The 4,916-nt window shown below is 24.9% G+C and carries 6 protein-coding genes; 1 reads left to right on the top strand and 5 read right to left on the bottom strand.

Annotation, left to right across the window (positions count from 1 at the left end; all coding sequences use genetic code 11):
* Positions 1-189 precede the first annotated feature (189 nt).
* Both BGI41_RS06590 and BGI41_RS06585 read right to left on the bottom strand, forming a co-directional pair.
* On the bottom strand, positions 190-654 hold the full coding sequence (locus BGI41_RS06590; RefSeq protein ID WP_088539699.1) for a cell division protein SepF: 465 nt from the start codon (positions 652-654) through the stop codon (positions 190-192).
* Positions 651-1,709, bottom strand: a complete 1,059-nt coding sequence (locus BGI41_RS06585; protein ID WP_088539697.1) for a DUF1611 domain-containing protein — start codon at positions 1,707-1,709, stop codon at positions 651-653. The genes BGI41_RS06590 and BGI41_RS06585 overlap by 4 nt, the downstream gene beginning before the upstream one ends.
* 295 nt (positions 1,710-2,004) lie before the next feature.
* Between BGI41_RS06585 and BGI41_RS06580 the strand changes: the two genes are divergently transcribed.
* Complete coding sequence (locus tag BGI41_RS06580) at positions 2,005-2,622, top strand: ZPR1 zinc finger domain-containing protein (protein WP_233126337.1); 618 nt, start codon at positions 2,005-2,007, stop codon at positions 2,620-2,622.
* Between the two features lie 133 nt (positions 2,623-2,755).
* Here the strand turns inward: BGI41_RS06580 and BGI41_RS06575 are convergent, their stop codons facing one another.
* The 3 genes from BGI41_RS06575 to nadC all read right to left on the bottom strand — a co-directional run bounded on the left by BGI41_RS06575 (position 2,756) and on the right by nadC (position 4,799).
* Positions 2,756-3,205, bottom strand: a complete 450-nt coding sequence (locus BGI41_RS06575) for a hypothetical protein (protein ID WP_088539702.1) — start codon at positions 3,203-3,205, stop codon at positions 2,756-2,758.
* A 430-nt stretch (positions 3,206-3,635) separates the two neighbouring features.
* Complete coding sequence (locus BGI41_RS06570; protein WP_088539695.1) at positions 3,636-3,959, bottom strand: multidrug efflux SMR transporter; 324 nt, start codon at positions 3,957-3,959, stop codon at positions 3,636-3,638.
* A gap of 3 nt (positions 3,960-3,962) precedes the next feature.
* Positions 3,963-4,799 (bottom strand): carboxylating nicotinate-nucleotide diphosphorylase, encoded by an 837-nt coding sequence (gene nadC, locus BGI41_RS06565; RefSeq protein ID WP_088539692.1) that lies wholly within the window; start codon positions 4,797-4,799, stop codon positions 3,963-3,965.
* Between the last annotated feature and the right edge of the window lie 117 nt (positions 4,800-4,916).

Raw genomic sequence — 4,916 nt, 5'->3', positions numbered from 1 at the left:
AACTAAAATATTCCTAAAAATATAAATTTAATATTTAATTTACTAATTTTTATTTCTATATAAAAATATTTAAAAATTTAAAAAAAATACAAAATAAAATAAGAAAATTAAATTTATTAAAAAAACAATTCAAAATAAAATAAGAAAATTAATTTGATTTAAAAAAATCAAAAAACTAAAAATAAAAATCTATTTTTTAACAATATTAACTCTTTTTGGAGTAATTAAAATCATGATTCTATTACTATTTCTTTCTAATAAAATAGCTTCAGCACCATAATCTTTTCTAAGAGAACTAAGCATTTGACCTGCTACTCTGAAATCTCCATTTTGAGCTTTAGCTAATTTAGATAAATCTACAATAACAGTGTTGTTTTCTTCAACTACTTGATCAAAAACATAATCCATATCATCAGTATCAAGAGGTTTACTTAATATAATGTCATAAACATCTTGTTCTGGAGTAATAGAAAAATCATCTCCATAATAATCATAAGAAGATTCATAACCTGATGAATTATAGAACTGATTTGATCCTCTACGAGACAAATCAGCATGATTATTGTAAGAAGAGGATCTAGTATCATTATTTGAACGAGTATTTTGGTTCTCTTCAAAACCTAAACTCCTTCTTAAATCATCAATAAAACTCATTTTTCATTCTCCTTTAAATAATCTAAGATAACATCTAACAACTTAGGAGCTCCACCATTACGCATATCTGCTGCAGGTAAACCATATTTTTCTTCAAAATCTTCAATAGTTAAATCCCCTGCATTTCTAAGGTTAATTGAAAGACCTACAACTTTAGTTGGTTCAACAGCTTCAATAGCTTTAACTTCATATTCAATACCTCTAGGTTCACGGTATGGGTGGTTAGGTCTGTGACCAACAATTACTGCATCAGGATGTGCACCAACTAAAATAGATGCAGATAATCCTCTTGGGTGTGGATTTCCATCTTCAGTTAAACTAGATTGGCTTTCAATAAATATTATTTCAGGATGTTGTTTTTGATCCATATATCTAATTGCACCTAATACTGCAGAAGGTACATCCATTACAGATAAACTTCCTGCTCTAAAATTAAAGTCAGTAGGTGGTTCAAGACCCATTTCATCAGTAGATATTATTCCAACATTCATACCTCTACTTCTAGCTTCTTTACCTAAAAGTCTAGTAGTAGTTCTTTTACCACATTCTTGTGATGTTCCACCAATATAAACAATTTTAGCATTTGGTTTATATGAAATTTTAGTTAATACCTCAGTACATTTTTCAGGTGCTACACCAAATATTTTTTTAACAACATCTAATCTAGAATTAATTTCTTTAATAACAACACCTTTTTCATTAGCAAATTTAGCTAATGAAAGATTATCCTGAACAGATAATGACCTAAAAGAACAGACAACATTTAATCCTTTATCAATAGCCTGTACTGCATATTTTAATGCTGAACCTTCAGCTCCAATAGGCAACATAATTGCGATACTATTTGCAGAACCATCTTTTTCTAATACTTCATCTAATGATGCTCTTACAGTATGGTTTAAAAATTCAGTTCCTTGTTTAAATTCAGCATCATCAATAAATCCTACAGTTTCAACACCTTCAAGATTAGAGAATTTTTCTCCTCCCCCACCAGCACCAACAACTACAAAAGGGTTTAATTCTTGAATCTCTTTAACTGAAGCTACAGAATACAAATTATCACTCCTAAAAAAAATATTTTCATATGATAAATTATGATTATTAAAATTAAATTAAAAAATAAATAAATTCCATTTAATCAAAGATTTATATATTCATATAAGTTTATTATTTTTATTATTATTAAATATATGTAAAATAATATATTTAAATATAATAATTATATAAAATAATAATTTATTAAATAAATTAAAAATTTTGTTTTAAAAATAATATGATTATTAAATTTTATTAAAATATAAAAATATCCAAATTATTAAAGAATATTAAATAATAAAATGAGGTGATATTATGGATATGAAAATTGATTGCCCAGTATGTGGAGTAAAAAATGGAGCTATTTCTAAAATGGATACAACAAATATCCCATATTTTGGAGAAGTTATAGAAACATCAATTACATGTCCACATTGTGGATTTAAACATAGTGATGTAATGTCAGTTGAAAAAAATGACCCTGCAAAACATACATTAACTATTAATAAAGATAATTTAAATTCAAGAGTAGTTAGATCACAAACATCAACAGTATCAATCCCTGAAGCTGGAATTAAAGTAGAACCAGGACCAAAATCTCAAGGTTATGTATCTAATGTAGAAGGAGTAATAGAAAGATTCATTAGTGCAACTCATAGAGCACATGCATTATATAATGAAGATGAAGAATCTTTAAACAATATTAAAACAACTAGAGAATTCCTTGAAAGTATTTTAGATGGAAAAAATGAAGCAACTTTAATTATAGAAGATCCATATGGTCAAAGTAAAATTGTAGATTTAAAAGCAGAAAGTGTTCCATTAACTGAAGAGGAACTTAAAACTTTAAAAACAGGATTTACAATTCTTGATCAAGAAGATTTAGAAAAAGAAAAACAAAAAGTTAAAGATGAAGAAGATAAAGAAGAATAATTATAAAATTAATAAATAAGAAAAAACTATAAAAACAAGAAAAAATAGCTAAACAAAACTAAAACAATAAAAAAAAATAAACCATAGAAATAAAACAAAAAAATAGCTAAAAACAATAAAGGAATTAGAAGAATTATTCTTCTAATACTTCTTCATCATCATCAAAGAGACTGAAATTTTCTTCTTCTTCAGTATCTTTTAATTTAAGTGTTTTTTTAACATCCATAGATAAAGCATCACAATCAGATTTGATAGCTTCTAAATGTAATAAAATTCTTTTTTTCTCTTGATTAATCCTTTTAATATTAGTGTAAGGATAAATGGATTCTTTTAACATTTCATATTCAATAGTAGTATAAGGATAGTCGTTTAATTGTTTACAAACATTTTTAAGAACATCACCTAAAAATTTATTCATTTCTACTTTTACTCTTTCCCTGATCATTTTATCATCATCAAGGTTTTCTTTCATTAAACGAACAACTTCTGCTTTAGCAAAAGGTAAAGAATCATCTTCAGCATCTTCTATTTCTTCAGAATTTTCTAATTCTTCAGATTCTTCTATTTCTTCATTTTCATTTATTTCTTCGCCTTCAACTAAATTTTCATCTTCGATATCTACCATGTTTTAGTCTCCATAAATTTTTAAACAAAGATAATTGAAAATATAATACTTCTTTTTAATCAAAAGTTTAAATAAAAGATTATGATTATAATGAACCTTAATATAAAAAACATGAAAAAAGAAGTATTATATCCACATTATAATTATAAATTTGTTTAAAATCCTATATAAATATATAGTTTATTTAACAAAATAGACCATAATTCTAATAGTTATAGATATAAATACTAAAATAATTATATGGAAAATCAATATTATAAAAATAAATAAAAATTTAAAATACTAAAAAATCTAAAAAAAATAAACAATAAAAAAAAATCTAAAAAAAAGAAAAAACCTAATAAAAACCAAATAAAAGATAAAAAATAAAAAATAAAAAGGTAATAAGTTATACAGCAGAAGTAAACTTTAAACCAACAATTCCAATTATTACAAGGGTTAAAAACAAGATTCTAAGAAAATCATGTGGTTCATTAAAAAATAACATTCCTACAATACAAATACTTACTGCACCAATTGCAGTCCAACATGCATATGCAGTACCCATAGGAATTTTATCAAATGACATAGATAAAAATACAAGACTTAAAACCATGAAAACAACAACAAGAATTGAATGGATAATCTGTGTAAAACCTTGAGAAAGTTTTAATTCAAGAACCCATAACATCTCAAAAATTCCAGCAATAATAATAAGTATCCATGAATTCAATACTTACACCTTATTAATTTTAAGACTGAAATCAAGACTTCTTGTTGAATGAGTTAAATAACCAAGAGAAATAATATCAATATTTAAAGCAGCATAATTTAAGATATTATCTTTTGTAATTCCTCCAGATACTTCAATTAAAAGATTATCTCTAAGACTAAGTTCTTCTAATTTTTCAAGACAATCTTTAACTTTATCTGGATCAAAATTATCTAACATTAATATATCTACACCACTTTTAGCTATTTCTATAGCATCATCAATAGTTCCAACTTCAATTTCTATTTTTTTAGAGAAACTAACATTTTTCTTAGCATTTTCTAAAGCTTTAATAGGAGAACCTACAGCTGCAATATGATTATCTTTAATTAAAATCATGTCATCTAAAGCATAACGATGTTGATCTCCTCCACCAATTTTTATTGCAGCTTTATCAAAATGAGAAAAAGCAGGAGAAGTTTTACGTGTTCCAGCAATACAAATATTTGGATTTACATCATGTACTATTTTAACCATATCATTAGTACTTGTTGCAACACCAGACATTCTCATAGAAATATTAAGTACTGTTCTTTCTAATAGAAGAATAGTTCTTGCATTACCAGATAAATTAAAAAGAATATCTCCTTTTTCTATTTCTTGTCCATCCTCTACTTTTTTAACTGCTTTTATACCATATGATGTGAAAATATCTTCTACAATATCCATACCTGCAGCTATTCCTACATCTTTTGATACAATAAATGCACTAACTTTTAAATCTTTAGGAACTACTGCCTCAGAAGTAATATCTCCAAAACCTTTATCTTCATTTATAATATAATCAACTATTTTATTCATATAAGCACAACAATTTAAATTAAATAAAAACTATTAAAACCTTTTTAATAATTTTAATAATCAAATAAAAACTAAATATAATATATAATTATTTATATAAATAAATTTACTATAAGT

Source organism: Methanobrevibacter sp. 87.7 (assembly GCF_002208625.1).
In the GTDB taxonomy this organism is placed as follows: Archaea; Methanobacteriota; Methanobacteria; order Methanobacteriales; family Methanobacteriaceae; genus Methanarmilla.
Note: the sequence above shows the minus strand (reverse complement) of the source record. Positions and strands in the feature narration are given on the sequence as shown.